Here is a 14,574-nt window from a genome sequence, read left to right as displayed (position 1 = left end):
AAAGGGCGGGCAGGCATGGGTGCCTATATTCTGCGGCGGTTGCTTCTGGTGATCCCGACGCTGTTCGGGATCATGCTGATCAACTTCACGCTGACGCAATTCGTCCCCGGCGGGCCGATCGAGCAGATCATCGCCCGGGTGCAGGGCGAGGCCGACACGATGCGCAACCTCTCGGGTGGCGGTGATGCCGGCACGCAGGGGCAGGGCGGCGTCGAGGACGGCGGCTATCAGGGCGCGCGCGGGATCTCGCCCGAGCTGCTGGCGCAGCTCGAGGTGCAGATGGGCTTTGCGCGCATCCGCTGCCCCGAGGGTGTGGTGCCCGATCTGAAGAACCCGGCCTGCAGCAAGGAGAAGATCCCGGCGTGGAAGCGCTTCGTCACGATGATGGGCGATTATCTGACCTTCGACTTCGGCAAGAGCTTCTTTCACAACAAGACCGTGGTCGAGCTGGTGGTCGAGAAGATGCCGGTGTCGATCTCGCTCGGGCTGTGGTCGACGCTGCTCGCCTATCTGATCTCGATCCCGCTCGGCATCCGCAAGGCGGTGAAGGACGGCTCGCCCTTCGACACCTGGACCTCGGGGGTGATCGTCGTCGCCTATGCGATCCCGTCGTTCCTGTTCGCGGTGATGCTGATGGTGCTGTTCGCCGGCGGCAGCTTCTGGAAGATCTTCCCGCTGCGCGGCCTGACCTCGGACAATTTCGACAGCCTCAGCATGGCGGGCAAGGCGCTCGACTACCTGTGGCACATCACCCTGCCGACGGTGGCGATGACGATCTCGGGCTTTGCCACGATGACGCTGCTGACGAAGAACTCCTTCCTCGACGAGATCAACAAGCAATATGTGATGACCGCGCGGGCGAAGGGGCTGAGCGAGCGCAAGGTGCTTTACGGCCATGTCTTCCGCAACGCCATGCTGATCGTGATTGCGGGCTTTCCGGCGACCTTCCTCGGCGTCTTCTTCGGCTCCTCGATCATCGTCGAGACGATCTTCTCGCTCGACGGGCTGGGGCTTTTGGGCTTTCAGGCGGCGGTCGAGCGCAATTATCCGGTGATCTTCGGCACGCTCTATGTCTTCGGGCTGATCTCGCTCGTCGTCGGCATCCTCAGTGACCTGACCTATGTCTTCGTCGATCCGCGCATCGACTTCGAGCGGAGGGCCGGCTGATGATCCTGTCGCCGCTGAACGCCCGGCGCTGGCGCAACTTCCGCGCCAACCGGCGCGCCTTCTGGGCGCTGGTGCTGTTTGCCACGCTGTTCGTGCTGTCGCTCTTTGCCGAGGTGATCGCGAACGACAAGCCGATCCTCGTGCGCTATCGCGGCGCGTTCTTCGTGCCGGCCTATCACTTCTACCCCGAAACCGCCTTCGGTGGCGACTTCCGCACCGAGGCGATCTATCGCGACCCCTCGGTGCAATGCCTGATCGTCACCGGCGGGCGCGAGGAATGCTGGGACACGCCCGAGGCGACGATGGCCGAGGCCAAGACCTCCGGCACCGTCGGCGGCGAGAAAATCGAGCGCGGCTGGATGATCTGGCCGCCGATCCCCTATCATTACCGCACCATCAACAATGTCGGCGCCGCGCCCTCGGCGCCGGATCGCGCACACTGGCTTGGCACCGACGACACCGCGCGCGATGTGCTCGCCCGGGTGATCTACGGCTTCCGCACCTCGGTTCTTTTCGCGCTGATCGTCACCTCGATTTCCTCGGTGGTGGGGATCGCGGCCGGCGCCGTGCAGGGCTATTTCGGCGGCCGCACCGACCTGATCTTGCAGCGCCTGCTCGAGATCTGGTCCTCGACCCCCTCGCTTTACGTCATCATCATCCTCTTCGCGATCCTCGGGCGCGGGTTCTGGCTGCTGGTCTTCATCGTCATCCTCTTCGGCTGGCCGGCGCTGACCGGCGTGGTGCGGGCCGAGTTCCTGCGCGCGCGCAATTTCGAATACGTGCGCGCCGCCCGCGCGCTTGGTGTTGCCGACCGGGTCATCATGTTCCGCCACATCCTGCCCAATGCGATGGTGGCGACGCTGACGATGCTGCCCTTCGTCATCACCGGCGCGATCTCGACCCTCGCCTCGCTCGACTATCTGGGCTACGGCCTGCCAAGCTCGGCGCCCTCGCTTGGGGAACTGGCGCTGCAGGGCAAGCAGAACCTGCAGGCGCCCTGGCTTGCCTTCACCGCCTTCTTCACCTTCTCGATCATGCTTTCGCTGCTCGTCTTCGTGTTCGAGGGCGTGCGGGACGCCTTCGACCCCAGAAAGGTGTTCAAATGAGCCCCGTCCTTCAGGTCGAGGACCTGCGCATCTCCTTCCGCGCCGATGGCCGGCTTGTGCCTGCCGTGAGGGGGGTCAGCTTTGCCGTGAACAAGGGCGAGACCGTGGCGCTGGTGGGCGAGTCCGGGTCCGGCAAGTCGGTGACGGCGCTGTCGACGGTGGCGCTGCTCGGTCCGAACGCGGTGCTCGAGGGCTCGGTGCGCTATGCCGGCGCCGAGATGATCGGCGCGCCCGAGGCCGAGCTGCGCCGGGTGCGCGGCAATGACATCAGCTTCATCTTCCAGGAGCCGATGACCTCGCTCAACCCGCTGCACACGATCGAGAAGCAGATCGGCGAGAGCCTGGCGCTGCATCAGGGGCTGAGCGGCCCGGCCGCGCGCGCGCGCATCCTTGAACTCCTGACCCGGGTCGGCATCCAGGACCCGGAGAGCCGGCTTGCCGATTATCCGCACCAGCTCTCGGGCGGGCAGCGCCAGCGGGTGATGATCGCGATGGCGCTGGCGAACGGGCCGGAGCTCCTGATCGCCGACGAGCCCACAACCGCGCTCGACGTGACGATCCAGGCGCAGATCCTCGAGCTTCTGGCCGAACTGAAGGCCGAGGAAGGGATGTCGCTGCTGTTCATCTCGCACGATCTGGGCGTGGTGCGGCGCATCGCCGACAGGGTCTGCGTGATGAGCCAGGGCGAGATCGTCGAACAGGGCCCGGCGGCCGAGATCTTCGCCAACCCGCAGCACCCCTATACCCGCAAGCTGCTGGCGGCCGAGCCGAAGGGCCGGGCCGAGCCGGTGCCCGAGGGCGCGGCCGAGCTGCTGCGGGCCGAGCATCTGAAGGTCTGGTTTCCGGTCAAGCGCGGCTTCCTGCGCCGCACCGTGGGCCATGTGAAGGCGGTGAACGACGCGACGCTGAGCGTGCGCGCGGGCGAGACGCTCGGCATCGTCGGCGAGTCGGGGTCCGGCAAGACCACGCTCGCGCTCGCGCTGATGCGCCTGATCGAGAGCGAGGGGCCGATCACCTTCGCCGGGCAGGAGATCTCGCACTGGCAGGCGCGGGCGCTGCGGCCCTTGCGCCGCGACATGCAGATCGTCTTCCAGGACCCGTTCGGCGCGCTGTCGCCGCGGATGACGGTCGAGCAGATCATCGCCGAGGGGCTGACCGTGCACGGCGTCGAGCCGGGCCGCAACCGGCGCGAGATGGTGGCCGAGATCATGGCCGAGACCGGGCTCGACCCGGCGATGATGGAACGCTACCCGCATGAATTCTCGGGTGGGCAGCGCCAGCGCATCGCCATCGCCCGGGCGATGATCCTGCGGCCACGGCTGGTTGTGCTCGACGAGCCGACCTCGGCGCTTGACATGACGGTGCAGGTGCAGATCGTCGAGCTGTTGCGCGAGCTGCAGCGCCGCCACGGCCTTGCCTATCTTTTCATCAGCCACGATCTGCGCGTGGTGCGGGCGCTGTCGCACAAGGTGCTGGTGATGCGCCGCGGCGATGTCGTCGAGGCCGGCACCACGGCCGAGATCTTTGCCGCACCGAAGACCGAGTACACCCGGGCGCTGATGGCGGCCGCGCTTGGAGAGACTGTTTGAAGATCCTGTTTGTTCACCAGAATTTCCCGGGCCAGTTTCCCCGCCTTGCCCCCGCGCTTCAGGCGCGCGGCCATCAGGTGCTGGCACTGACCGCCGAGACGAACAGCCGCACCTCGCCGGTGCGGGTGGTGAAATACCGCAAGCCCGGCGCGGTGACGATCGAACCGCGGCTGACACGGATGTATGCCGAGGTCAGCGAACGCGGCCTGCGCGCGGCCTTTGCCGCCCGTTCCCTGCGCGAGCGCCACGGCTATGTGCCCGACGTGATCTTCGGCCATTCCGGCTGGGGCGAGACGCTTTACCTGAAAGAGGTCTGGCCCGAGGCGAAGCTGCTCGTCTATGCCGAGCTGATGTATCGCACCACCGGGCTCGACACCGATTTCGACCCGGAATTCGCCCGTCCGGGGCTGGAAAGCCGGATCTCCACCACCGCGCGCTCGGCGCATCTGATCCAGGCGATGGTGCAGGCCGATGCCGCGCTCTCGCCGACCGCGTTTCAGGCCGGCACCTTCCCGCCCGAGCTGCGCGCGAAGATCACCGTGTGCCATGACGGCATCGACACCGAGCGGGTGAAACCCGACCCCGCGGCGCGTTTCACCGTGCCGGGCACGACACAGACCTTCCGCCCGGGCGACGAGGTGCTGACTTTCGTCAGCCGCTCGCTCGAACCCTATCGCGGCTTTCACACCTTCATGCGGGCGCTGCCCGCGGTGATGGCCGCACGCCCCGCGGCGCAGGTGCTGATCGTCGGCGAGGAGGGGCAGAGCTATGGCGGCGCGCCGAAGGACGCCGCGAGCTGGAAGCAGAAGATGCTGGCCGAGGTCGGCGACCGGCTCGACATGAGCCGGGTGCATTTCCTCGGCCGCGTCAGCTACACTGATTTCGTCTCGATCCTGCAGGTCGGGCGGGTGCATGCCTATCTCACCTATCCCTTCGTGCTGAGCTGGTCGCTGATGGAATCGATGGCGGCGCAGGCACTGGTGATCGCGTCGGACACCGCGCCCTTGCGCGAGGTGATCACCGACGGGGTGAACGGGCGGCTTGTCGATTTCTTCGATGTCGCGGGCTGGTCTGCCGCGCTGAGCGAAGCGCTGGCCGATCCCGCGCGCTACGATCCGCTGCGCGCGGCCGCGCGCCGGACGATCCTCGAGACATACGATTTGCAAAGCGTCTGCCTGCCGCGGCTGGTGGACTTCGTCGAGGCCGCCGGGCGCGCCGGCTGAGACCGCGGCGGGGGCTGCCTGCCCCCGCACCCCCGGGAGTATTTGGGCCAAGAAAAAGGGCGCCGGTTTTTTCTTGGCCCAAATACTCCCGCCGGAGGCACCCGCGGCCGGGGCAGGGGAGGGGCGAAACCGGAAAGGCCCCGTCGCCAGCCCCTCGGGGGTATCCTAAATCGCCGAGCTGTGGCCCGCCTTCGACAGGTCATAGGCGTCGAAATGGCGCGCGATCATCCGGGTGAGGGGGCGGCCCTTCTCGGGGATCTCGAGCCCCGCAGCGGTCACTTTCACCATGTCCTCGAACTTCGCGGCACAGCTGCGGAAGAGCGTGCTCAGCTCGGCCGGATCGGCGCCGTACTCGGTGACCAGCTCGGCCGTCGAGACGCGGAAGTCGCACATCAGCGCCTCGATCAGCCGCGCGCGCATCCGGTCCTCGCCGGCAAAGACATGGCCGCGCGCGGTGGAGAAATGCCCGTCGCGGATCGCGCCGGTATGGGCGCCGGTGGCCGAGGCGTTCTGCGCATAGCCCTGCGGGAAGCGCGAGATCGACGAGGCCCCCATGCCGACGAGCGCCTCGGCGAGGTCGTCGGTATAGCCCTGGAAGTTGCGCCGCAGCCGGCCCGCCTTCTGCGCGACCGCAAGCCCGTCGGTCGGCAGCGCGAAATGGTCGATGCCGATCTCGTCATAGCCGTCGGCGACGAAGAGCTTGCGGGCGACCTCGAAGAGTTCCAGCCGCTCCTGCGGCGTCGGCAGGTGGTCCGAGGGGATCATCGTCTGCCGCCGCGCCATCCACGGCACATGGGCATAGCCGTAAAGCGCCACCCGGTCCGGCCCGAGCGACAGCAGCTTCTGCACCGATTCCGCGATCTTCGTCGGGGTCTGGTGCGGCAGCCCGTAGAGGATGTCGGCGTTCAGGCTCCGGATCCCGCGCGCGCGGATCATGTCGACGGCGGCCTTCGTCACCTCGTAGCTCTGCTCGCGGCCGATCACCTGCTGGATCTGCGGGTCGAAATCCTGCACCCCGATCGAGGCGCGGTTGAGCCCGCTTTCGGCCAGCGCATCCATCCGCGCGGCGTCGATCTCGTTCGGGTCGATCTCGACCGAGAACTCGGCGCCCTCGCCCATCGGCACGGCGTCGAAGACCGCCGCCGCGACGCGGCGCATCATGTCGGCGGGCATCAGCGTCGGCGTGCCGCCGCCCCAGTGCAGCCGCGAGAGTGTCACCCCGGGGGCAAGCCGTTCCTTCAGCATCTTCAGCTCGGCCAGCAGGGTCTCGGCATAGGCCCGCACCGGCTCGTCGCTTTGCGTGCCCTGGGTGCGGCAGGCGCAGAACCAGCACAGCCGGCGGCAGAAGGGGACGTGCATGTAGAGCGAGATCTGCGATCCGGCGGGGATCGCCTCGATCCATTCGGCGAAAAGCGACGGCCCCACTTCGGTCGAGAAATGGGGCGCAGTCGGGTAGCTCGTATAGCGGGGCACCCGTGCGTCGAAGAGCCCGAGCCGGGTGAGTTGCGATTCCTGTTCCATGCGCCTATCTTTAGGAGGAGAAAACGAAACGCGAATTGACCCAAATCAAGTGGCAACGATGGCTCACGACGACGTGCATCCGGTCTCCCTCGCCTGCGGGGACTGTCCGATTCGGCACCGTGCCGTCTGCGCTCGCTGTGAGACGGACGAGCTCGAAGAACTCGAATCGATCAAGTATTACCGCAGCTTCGAGGCCGGCCAGACGGTGATCTGGTCGGGCGACAAGATGGATTTCGTGGCCTCGGTGGTCTCGGGTATCGCGACGCTGACGCAGACGCTCGAGGACGGGCGCACGCAGATGGTGGGGCTGCTGCTGCCCTCGGATTTCGTCGGCCGGCCGGGGCGCGAGAGCGCGACCTACAATGTCTCGGCCACCACCGATATCCTGATGTGCTGCTTCCGCCGCAAGCCCTTTGAGGAGATGATGGAGCGCACGCCCCATATCGCGCAGCGGCTGTTGCAGATGACCCTCGACGAGCTGGATGCGGCGCGCGAATGGATGCTGCTGCTGGGGCGCAAGACGGCGCGGGAGAAGATTGCCTCGCTCCTGTCGATCGTGGCGCGCCGCGATGCCTCGATCAAGCTGCGCGCGTCGGCCGGGCGGATGACCTTCGACCTGCCGCTGACCCGCGAGGCGATGGCCGATTATCTGGGCCTGACGCTCGAAACGGTGAGCCGGCAGATCTCGGCGCTGAAGCGCGACGGGGTGATCGAGCTCGAGGGCAAGCGCCATGTCACCGTGCCCGACATGGACCGGCTGCTGATCGAGGCGGGCGACGACAGCGACGGCGGCCTTCTCGTCTGAGACCCGTGTCGGGCAACCGGAAGGGCAGGGGATGCCGGCCTTCGCGATCTATCTGACCGCCGCGCTGTGCGAGATCTTCGGCTGTTTCGCCGTCTGGATCTGGCTGCGCCAGGACCGCAGTGTCTGGTGGCTTGTGCCCGGGGCCCTGTCGCTGATGCTCTTCGCGCTGGTGCTGACGCGCAGCCCGGCCGATGCGGCGGGGCGGGCCTATGCGGTCTATGGCGGGGTCTACATCGCCGCCTCGCTCGGCTGGCTGTGGCTTGTCGAGGGGCAGCGGCCAGATGGCTGGGACCTGCTGGGGGCGGCGCTTTGCCTGTTCGGCGCCGCGATCATCCTCTGGGCGCCGCGCTCCGCCTGAGCCGGAAGGTGAAAACGGCGCCCCGCGGGGCGCCGCTTCCGTTCGCGGAGTGGCTTGCGTCAATGCGCCATCAGCACCGGCACCTCGGCCAGTTCCAGCATGTGCCGGGTGGCGCCGCCGAGGATCGCCTCGCGGAAGCGCGAGTGGCCATAGGCGCCCATCACGATCATGTCGGCCTCGGTCTCGCGCACGTGGCGGTTCAGCACATCCGACACCCGCGGCATCGTCTTCGCCAGCACCGAGACCTCGGCATGCACGCCGTGGCGGGCGAGCATCTGGCTCAGCTGGCCGCCCGGGTCCGAGCGTTCCGGGCCGTGCGGCGGCGGGTCGATCACCGTGATGTCGACCAGCTCGGCCGCCTTCAGGAAGGGCATGGCCTTGCGGATCGCGCTCATCGCCTCGTTCGACTGGTTCCAGGCGACGACCACGCGCCGCGCCCCGAGCGTGCCGGTATAGCCGTCCGGAACGATCATCACCGGCACCTGGCCCTCGAAGAGGGCGGCCTCGATCGCGGCCTCGATCTCCTGGCCACGGCCCTTGCCGTAGGGCCGGCCCATGATGACGAGATCGGCGAAGCGGGCGCGCAGCCCGGCCACGGTGGCGATCGCGCCGATCTGCACCACGACCGCTTCCGCGCTCCAGCGGATGTCCTCGGCCTCGAGACGGGCCTTCACCGCGGTCTCGATCTCGCGCGCCTCTTCCTGGGCGCGGTCGAGCGTCTCCTGCTGCACGAAGGCGGTTGCCCCGGCGTAGTAATACCCCGTCTGGGTCCGGTCGACGCCCATGCACAGAACGTCGAGATGCGCATCCTCCTGCCGGGCCACGGCGACCGCCGCATCCAGCTGTGCCTTGGCGGCCGCAACATCCGTCACGATCGTCAACAAGGTCTTGTAAGCCATGGTTTTTGTCCTCCGCGTCTGCTTCCTGCGCGCAAACTAGCTCTATGACATGGGGAATACCTTGATCCCGATCAAGTGTGTTGCTGGCCGGGGACGATCCTGCGGCGAATGAGCTCACCCCCTCGTGATTGATTTGATACAGATCAAGGCATCAGGCATACCCTGAGACCACAAGAGCGATAGTCGAAACTTCCCGCCCCGGATCGACCGATTCTGGGAACGGGGGGAAGACAAGACGAAGGGACGCACAACATGTGGGATTATATCAAGCTGATCGCGCTTGGTCTGGTGGCGGTACTGGCCGCCATCGCGGCCAACTACGCGCGCGATCTTCCGTACATGGTGAACGCGATCGAGATCATGCTGGCAGCAGCGATCGCGTTCATCTGGGTGCTGCGCACCATGGGGGGGCCGAAACCCTCTGAAACCGAATATTTCGACGGCGTGATCCGTGCAGGCGTGATCGCGACGGTGTTCTGGGGAATCGTGGGCTTCCTCGTCGCCGTCCTCATCGCCTTCCAGCTCGCCTTTCCGGCGCTCAACTTCGAATGGGCCCAGGGCTATCTGAACTTCGGCAAGCTGCGGCCGCTGCACACCTCGGCGGTGATCTTCGCCTTCGGTGGCAACGCGCTGATCGCGACCTCGTTCTACGTGGTGCAGCGCACCTCGGCGGCGCGTCTCTTCGGTGGCACGGCCTTCGGCTGGTTCGTGTTCTGGGGCTGGCAGCTGATCATCGTGACCGCGGCCTCGGGCTACATTCTCGGCGCGACCCAGTCGCAGGAATACGCCGAGATGGAATGGCACGTCGACTGGCTGATCACGATCGTCTGGGTCACCTATCTGATCACCTTCCTCGGCACCATCTTCAAGCGCAAGGAACCCCACATCTATGTGGCGAACTGGTTCTACCTGTCCTTCATCGTGACCATCGCGATGCTGCATGTGGTGAACAACCTCGCGATCCCGGTGTCGATCTTCGGCTCGAAGTCGGTGCAGGTGTTCTCGGGCGTGCAGAACGCGATGACGCAGTGGTGGTATGGCCACAACGCGGTGGGCTTCTTCCTGACCGCGGGCTTCCTCGGCATGATGTACTACTTCGTGCCGAAGCAGGCCGAACGCCCGGTCTATTCCTACAAGCTCTCGATCGTGCACTTCTGGGCGCTGATCTTCCTCTACATCTGGGCCGGTCCGCACCACCTGCATTACACCGCTCTGCCGGACTGGGCCTCGACCCTCGGCATGGTGATGTCGGTGATCCTGTGGATGCCCTCGTGGGGCGGCATGATCAACGGCCTGATGACGCTCTCGGGCGCCTGGGACAAGCTGCGCACCGACCCGGTCATCCGGATGATGGTGGTCTCGGTCGGCTTCTACGGCATGTCGACCTTCGAAGGCCCGATGATGTCGATCAAGGCGGTGAACTCGCTGTCGCACTACACCGACTGGACGATCGGTCACGTGCACTCGGGCGCGCTCGGCTGGAACGGCATGATCACCTTCGGTGCCCTCTACTTCCTGGTGCCGAAACTGTGGTCGCGTGAACGGCTCTACTCGACCAAGCTCGTGAGCTGGCACTTCTGGCTCGCCACCATCGGCATCGTGCTCTACGCCGCCTCGATGTGGGTGACGGGCATCATGGAAGGTCTGATGTGGCGCGAAGTCGACAGCCAGGGCTTCCTCGTGAACGCCTTCGCCGACACCGTCGCCGCGAAGCATCCGATGTATGTGGTGCGTGGTCTGGGGGGGGTGATGTATCTCACCGGCGCCTGCATCATGGCCTACAACCTGTGGGCCACCGTCGCCAAGCAGCCGCGCGCTGCCGCCGCCTCGGTTGCCGCAGTTCCGGCCGAATAAGGAGATCCGCAGATGGCACTTCTGGACAAACATGGCGTCATCGAAAAGAACGCCACGCTGCTGCTGATCTTCTCCTTCCTCGTTGTCACCATCGGCGGCATCGTGGAGATCGCGCCCCTGTTCTATCTCGAGAACACCATCGAGAAGGTGGAAGGCGTGCGTCCCTACACCCCGCTCGAGCTGACGGGCCGCGACATCTACGTGCGTGAGGGCTGCTATGTCTGCCACTCGCAGATGATCCGTCCGATGCGCGACGAGGTGGAACGTTACGGTCACTACTCGCTCGCTGCCGAGTCGATGTATGACCACCCGTTCCAGTGGGGCTCGAAGCGGACGGGGCCCGACCTCGCCCGCGTCGGCAACCGCTACTCGGATGCGTGGCATGTGGACCACCTGACGAACCCGCAATCGGTCGTGCCGGAATCGGTGATGCCGAAATACGGGTTCCTCAAGACCCGCATGATCGAACCCACCTACATCGAGGACCGTCTCAACACCGATCAGCTCGTGGGTGTGCCCTACACCTCCGAGATGATCGCCAACGCGAAGGCCGACTTCGCCGCGCAGGTCAATCCTGACGGCGATACCGAGGGCCTGACCGCGCGGTACGGCGCCAAGGTCAACATCCGCAACTTCGACGGCCAGCCCGGCATTTCGGAGATGGATGCGCTGATCGCCTATCTGCAGGTTCTCGGTACGATGGTCGACTTCTCGACCTTCGAACCCGTGGCAAGTCGCTGAGGGGGCAGGGGATGGACTACCATATCTTCCGTGAATTCGCCGACAGCTGGGCTGCGCTGGCGATGCTCCTTGTCTTCGTGGGAGCTGTCGTCTTCGCGCTGCGCCCCGGCTCGCGCCGGGTTCACGACGATACGGCAAGCATCCCCTTCCGGCATGATGACAAACCCGCCTGTTCTGGCGGCGGCTGCAAGGACGGCTGCTGCAAGGACGACGGCGCCACGTTGTAAGGAGGCGTGGACATGAGCAAAAAACCGACGACCAAGAAGCAAGTCGAGACCACGGGCCATTCGTGGGACGGCATTTCCGAGTACAACAACCCGCTGCCGCGCTGGTGGCTGTGGACCTTCTACGCCTGCATCGTCTGGGGCGTGGCCTACTCGATCGCGATGCCGGCCTGGCCGATCTTCGCCTCGGGGGCGACGCCCGGGCTTCTGCACAGCTCGACCCGCGCCGATGTCGCGGTCGACATCCAGAAGTATGCCGACGCCAACAAGCCGATCGAGGAAAAGCTGGTGGCGACCGACCTGAACCAGATCGCCAACGATCCGGAACTGGTCGACTTCACCCGCAACGCCGGCGGCGCGGTATTCCGCACCTGGTGTGCGCAGTGCCACGGCGCGGGCGCGGGCGGCAACCCGGGCTTCCCGAACCTGCTCGACAGCGACTGGCTGCATGGCGGCACGATCGAACAGATCTACACCGACGTGCAGCACGGTATCCGTGATCCGCTGGATCCGGACACCAATCCGGCCGCGGCGATGCCGGCGCATCTGACCGACGGGTTGCTCGACCAGACCCAGATCGACGACGTCGTGCAATACGTGCTGCAGATCTCGGGCCAGCAGGCCGATGCCGCCAAGGCCACGGCCGGCGCGCAGGTCTTTGCCGACAACTGCACCGCCTGTCACGGCGAAGACGCCAAGGGCATGCAGGAGATGGGCGCACCGAACCTGACCGACGCGATCTGGCTCTATGGCGGCGACCAGGCCACCATCACCAAGACCGTCGAATTCGGCCGCGCGGGCGTCATGCCCTCGTGGAGCTATGCCCCCGAAGGCGGCACCGCGCGTCTGAGCGAAGCGCAGATCCGTTCGGTCGCGGCCTACGTCCACTCGCTGGGCGGCGGTCAGTAACACAAGAAATTCGGGGGGCTGCGGAGCGATCCGAAGCCCCCCGGGTGGCACCGGCGCCCCGTCCTGTTCGCGCGTTTCCTGGGGGCGCCGGTGTTCTTTCTGCCGGACGATACAATCGCCCCGCCGCCTGCGCGTGCGGGGCCTTCTTTTCTCGGGCCGGCTTATCCTGTATCAGAAATCTGCAATTTTGACGCATGTCAAAGCCTTTCCGGCCCTGCCATAGCAGAAGGGACCGGAACCGAGAGATCAGCCAACGGAGAGAGACCTGTGAGCTCCACCGAACCGAGTGAATCCGGCCCGCTTTACGCCGCGCGCGAACCCGTCTTCCCGCGCCGCGTGAAGGGTCATTTCCGCACCCTGAAATGGGTGCTGATGACCCTGATGCTGGGCATCTACTACATCACCCCGTGGATCCGCTGGGATCGCGGTCCGGCGTTGCCCGACCAGGCGGTGCTCGTCGACCTGGCGAACCGGCGCTTCTTCTTCTTCATGATCGAGATCTGGCCGCACGAATTCTACTTCGTCGCCGGCCTTCTCATCATGGCGGGGCTCGGGCTCTTCCTGTTCACCTCGGCGATGGGGCGGGTGTGGTGCGGCTATGCCTGCCCGCAGACGGTCTGGACCGACCTGTTCATCCTCGTCGAGCGCATCGTCGAGGGCGACCGCAACGCCCGCATCCGCCTGCTGCGGCAGAAGTGGGACTTCGAGAAGATCCGCAAGCGGATGACGAAGTGGACGCTGTGGCTGCTGATCGGCGTCGCCACCGGCGGTGCCTGGGTGTTCTACTTCACCGACGCGCCGACGCTCCTGCACGACCTGCTGCATGGCTCCGCCTCGGCCGTGGCCTACACCACGATCGCCGTCGCCACCGCCACCACCTTCGCCTTCGGCGGCTTCGCGCGCGAGCAGATCTGCATCTATGCCTGCCCCTGGCCGCGCATCCAGGCGGCGATGATGGACGAGGACACGATCACCATCGCCTATCGCGAATGGCGTGGCGAGCCGCGCGGCAAGCCGGGCGTCGCCGGCAACGGCGACTGCATCGACTGTCAGGCCTGTTTCAACGTCTGTCCGATGGGCATCGACATCCGCAACGGCCAGCAGCTCGAATGCATCACCTGCGGGCTGTGCATCGACGCCTGCAACGAGATGATGGACAAGGTCGGCAAGCCGCACGGGCTGATCGGCTACATCGCGCTGAAGGACGAGGCGAAGGAACGCGCGGGCGAGCATCCGACGAATGTCTGGAAGCATGTCTTCCGGCCGCGCACGATCCTCTACTTCACCCTCTGGGCCGGCATCGGCATCGGGCTGGTGGTGGCGCTGTTCATGCGCTCGCCGATCGACTTCAACGTCACCCCGAACCGCGACCCGCTTTACGTCGTGCAGGGCGACGGCTCGATCCGCAACATCTACACGCTGCGGCTGCGCAACAAGCATGGCGAGGCGACCACTTACCGGATCTCGGTCACCACGGAGGACCATGAAGAGCGCGAGCCGCTGACGCTGACGCTCGAAGGCCAGCCGGGCGATACGGTGACGGCACCTGCCGACCAGCTTTCGACCCAGCGTCTTTACATCGAGGCGCCGGCCGGGTCGAAGATGGCCCGCGAGGACCGGTCCGAGATCAAGATCTGGGTCGAAGACGTGAAGGGCACCGACCGGGCTTCGGCCGAGGCAGTGTTCAATGGCCGTGAACAGCATCACTGAGGAGCACAGAATGGGCAAACCCCTGACCGGCCGGAAGGTCCTGCTGATCGCACTCGCCTTCTTCGGCATCGTCATCGCCGTCAACGTCACCATGGCGGTGAAGGCGGTGAAGACCTTCCCCGGGCTCGAGGTCTCGAACTCCTACGTCGCGTCGCAGACCTTCGACGCCGACCGCGCCGCGCAGGAAAAGCTCGGCTGGGTGGTCGAGCCGACCTATGACCGCGGTGTCCTGTCGCTGGTGATCCGCGACAAGGGGGGGCTGCCCGCGCGGGTGGCCACCCTGCACGCCCTCGTCGGCCGCACCACCATGTCGAGCGAGGATGTCGAGCCCGAGCTGTCCTTCGCCGGCGGGATCTTCTCGGCGCCGGTGCAGCTGGCGCCGGGGGCCTGGCTGATCCATCTCGATGCGGTCGCCCATGACGGCACCAAGTTCCGCCAGCGCATCGACCTCTTCGTGGACAAGTAAGC

14 protein-coding genes are annotated in these 14,574 nt (G+C 66.1%); 12 read left to right on the top strand and 2 right to left on the bottom strand.

What is annotated here, in order from left to right; genetic code table 11:
• The first annotated feature begins 15 nt into the window (after positions 1–15).
• The 4 genes from EOW66_RS05875 to EOW66_RS05860 are packed head-to-tail and all read left to right on the top strand — an operon-like array spanning position 16 to position 5,085.
• Positions 16–1,167, top strand: a complete 1,152-nt coding sequence (locus EOW66_RS05875; RefSeq protein WP_113899586.1) for a microcin C ABC transporter permease YejB — start codon at positions 16–18, stop codon at positions 1,165–1,167.
• Complete coding sequence (locus EOW66_RS05870) at positions 1,167–2,273, top strand: ABC transporter permease (RefSeq protein ID WP_128155514.1); 1,107 nt, start codon at positions 1,167–1,169, stop codon at positions 2,271–2,273. The genes EOW66_RS05875 and EOW66_RS05870 overlap by 1 nt, the downstream gene beginning before the upstream one ends.
• Positions 2,270–3,862, top strand: a complete 1,593-nt coding sequence (locus EOW66_RS05865) for an ABC transporter ATP-binding protein (protein ID WP_128155513.1) — start codon at positions 2,270–2,272, stop codon at positions 3,860–3,862. Before EOW66_RS05870 ends, EOW66_RS05865 begins: the two co-directional genes overlap by 4 nt.
• A complete protein-coding gene (locus EOW66_RS05860; protein ID WP_128155512.1) occupies positions 3,859–5,085 on the top strand; it encodes a glycosyltransferase in 1,227 nt (408 codons plus the stop codon). The genes EOW66_RS05865 and EOW66_RS05860 overlap by 4 nt, the downstream gene beginning before the upstream one ends.
• 165 nt (positions 5,086–5,250) lie before the next feature.
• Here the strand turns inward: EOW66_RS05860 and hemN are convergent, their stop codons facing one another.
• Positions 5,251–6,606: an oxygen-independent coproporphyrinogen III oxidase gene (gene hemN / locus EOW66_RS05855; protein WP_128155511.1), complete on the bottom strand. Its 1,356-nt coding sequence runs from the start codon at positions 6,604–6,606 to the stop codon at positions 5,251–5,253.
• A gap of 58 nt (positions 6,607–6,664) precedes the next feature.
• Between hemN and fnrL the strand changes: the two genes are divergently transcribed.
• Both fnrL and EOW66_RS05845 read left to right on the top strand, forming a co-directional pair.
• The gene (gene fnrL / locus EOW66_RS05850) at positions 6,665–7,411 is read left to right on the top strand and encodes a transcriptional regulator FnrL (RefSeq protein ID WP_128155510.1); all 747 of its coding nucleotides are present in this window, start codon (positions 6,665–6,667) and stop codon (positions 7,409–7,411) included.
• Positions 7,412–7,442: 31 nt separating this feature from the next.
• The gene (locus EOW66_RS05845) at positions 7,443–7,769 is read left to right on the top strand and encodes a YnfA family protein (protein WP_128155509.1); all 327 of its coding nucleotides are present in this window, start codon (positions 7,443–7,445) and stop codon (positions 7,767–7,769) included.
• Positions 7,770–7,828: 59 nt separating this feature from the next.
• On the opposite strand, the gene EOW66_RS05840 is transcribed toward EOW66_RS05845, so the two are convergent.
• On the bottom strand, positions 7,829–8,668 hold the full coding sequence (locus EOW66_RS05840) for a universal stress protein (RefSeq protein ID WP_128155508.1): 840 nt from the start codon (positions 8,666–8,668) through the stop codon (positions 7,829–7,831).
• Positions 8,669–8,920: 252 nt separating this feature from the next.
• Between EOW66_RS05840 and ccoN the strand changes: the two genes are divergently transcribed.
• From ccoN to EOW66_RS05810, 6 genes are all read left to right on the top strand, one after another.
• Positions 8,921–10,522 carry a cytochrome-c oxidase, cbb3-type subunit I gene (gene ccoN / locus EOW66_RS05835; RefSeq protein WP_128155507.1) on the top strand — a complete coding sequence of 534 codons (1,602 nt, stop codon included), beginning with the start codon at positions 8,921–8,923 and terminating at the stop codon, positions 10,520–10,522.
• A gap of 12 nt (positions 10,523–10,534) precedes the next feature.
• Entirely contained in the window at positions 10,535–11,263 is a 729-nt protein-coding gene (ccoO, locus tag EOW66_RS05830; protein ID WP_128155506.1) for a cytochrome-c oxidase, cbb3-type subunit II, read from the top strand.
• Between the two features lie 11 nt (positions 11,264–11,274).
• Positions 11,275–11,490 carry a cbb3-type cytochrome c oxidase subunit 3 gene (locus EOW66_RS05825; RefSeq protein WP_121533778.1) on the top strand — a complete coding sequence of 72 codons (216 nt, stop codon included), beginning with the start codon at positions 11,275–11,277 and terminating at the stop codon, positions 11,488–11,490.
• A 12-nt stretch (positions 11,491–11,502) separates the two neighbouring features.
• Positions 11,503–12,396: a cytochrome-c oxidase, cbb3-type subunit III gene (gene ccoP, locus EOW66_RS05820; RefSeq protein ID WP_128155505.1), complete on the top strand. Its 894-nt coding sequence runs from the start codon at positions 11,503–11,505 to the stop codon at positions 12,394–12,396.
• 267 nt (positions 12,397–12,663) lie between these two features.
• Entirely contained in the window at positions 12,664–14,106 is a 1,443-nt protein-coding gene (gene ccoG / locus EOW66_RS05815) for a cytochrome c oxidase accessory protein CcoG (protein WP_128155504.1), read from the top strand.
• A gap of 10 nt (positions 14,107–14,116) precedes the next feature.
• Entirely contained in the window at positions 14,117–14,572 is a 456-nt protein-coding gene (locus EOW66_RS05810; protein WP_128155503.1) for a FixH family protein, read from the top strand.
• Positions 14,573–14,574: the final 2 nt, after the last annotated feature.

This window comes from Paenirhodobacter huangdaonensis, from assembly GCF_004022465.1.
Lineage (GTDB): Bacteria > Pseudomonadota > Alphaproteobacteria > Rhodobacterales > Rhodobacteraceae > Rhodobacter > Rhodobacter huangdaonensis.
Note: the sequence above shows the minus strand (reverse complement) of the source record. Positions and strands in the feature narration are given on the sequence as shown.

What these genes read in the sequence shown, in the direction of transcription:
- EOW66_RS05825 (WP_121533778.1), top strand. Translation starts at nt 11,275, where the DNA reads ATGGACTACCATATCTTCCGTGAATTCGCCGACAGCTGGGCTGCGCTG.
- fnrL (WP_128155510.1), top strand. Translation starts at nt 6,665, where the DNA reads ATGGCTCACGACGACGTGCATCCGGTCTCCCTCGCCTGCGGGGACTGT.
- ccoO (WP_128155506.1), top strand. Translation starts at nt 10,535, where the DNA reads ATGGCACTTCTGGACAAACATGGCGTCATCGAAAAGAACGCCACGCTG.
- EOW66_RS05865 (WP_128155513.1), top strand. Translation starts at nt 2,270, where the DNA reads ATGAGCCCCGTCCTTCAGGTCGAGGACCTGCGCATCTCCTTCCGCGCC.
- ccoN (WP_128155507.1), top strand. Translation starts at nt 8,921, where the DNA reads ATGTGGGATTATATCAAGCTGATCGCGCTTGGTCTGGTGGCGGTACTG.
- EOW66_RS05870 (WP_128155514.1), top strand. Translation starts at nt 1,167, where the DNA reads ATGATCCTGTCGCCGCTGAACGCCCGGCGCTGGCGCAACTTCCGCGCC.
- EOW66_RS05845 (WP_128155509.1), top strand. Translation starts at nt 7,443, where the DNA reads ATGCCGGCCTTCGCGATCTATCTGACCGCCGCGCTGTGCGAGATCTTC.
- EOW66_RS05810 (WP_128155503.1), top strand. Translation starts at nt 14,117, where the DNA reads ATGGGCAAACCCCTGACCGGCCGGAAGGTCCTGCTGATCGCACTCGCC.
- EOW66_RS05840 (WP_128155508.1), bottom strand. Translation starts at nt 8,668, where the DNA reads ATGGCTTACAAGACCTTGTTGACGATCGTGACGGATGTTGCGGCCGCC.
- EOW66_RS05875 (WP_113899586.1), top strand. Translation starts at nt 16, where the DNA reads ATGGGTGCCTATATTCTGCGGCGGTTGCTTCTGGTGATCCCGACGCTG.
- hemN (WP_128155511.1), bottom strand. Translation starts at nt 6,606, where the DNA reads ATGGAACAGGAATCGCAACTCACCCGGCTCGGGCTCTTCGACGCACGG.
- ccoP (WP_128155505.1), top strand. Translation starts at nt 11,503, where the DNA reads ATGAGCAAAAAACCGACGACCAAGAAGCAAGTCGAGACCACGGGCCAT.